Origin of the sequence: Corallococcus sp. CA041A (assembly GCF_003612075.1) — a bacterium.
GTDB classification, from domain to species: Bacteria; Myxococcota; Myxococcia; order Myxococcales; family Myxococcaceae; genus Corallococcus; species Corallococcus exiguus.
The window spans coordinates 1-422 of record NZ_RAWF01000695.1; the positions used below are offsets into that span (position 1 = coordinate 1).

The following is a 422-nucleotide window of genomic DNA, read 5'->3' on the forward strand; positions in this document are numbered from 1 at the left end:
GACAGCGACTTATGTGGTTGATCCGTCCCGTTATAGAACCGAGCGAGCATAATAGCCGCGTCGTCATACAGGGTCCCGTAAGCTTTTCGATCATTGCACGAGGCGGTGAAAATTTGCTCGGACTTTTCAGGGTGATTTGTGTCTGCATAACACATCGCCAGGTCGTTCATTCGGTTAGCGCCGTAGACCTCTCCCGGATTGAGTCTGATCAGGTGTAGAGCTTCTGCTAGGAAGGTGTTCGCCGTATCCACCTTGTCGACGTAGAGTGCGCTGGAAATGCCTATTTCGAGCGCCTCTATTCTACAGTCAAGCTGGTCGTTTTTTATCTCAGGCAGTAGTTTCAGCACCATATCCAGTGCTCTTTGGTGTTGTCCTAGTTTGTCATATGCCTGCGCGATGCCAATTTCCAGTAAGTGCATCAA

The 422-nt window shown here is 49.8% G+C and carries 1 protein-coding gene; it reads right to left on the reverse strand.

The features are described from left to right. On the reverse strand, positions 1 to 422 hold a 422-nt coding region (locus D7V77_RS44155), incomplete at both ends, for a hypothetical protein (protein WP_158624605.1).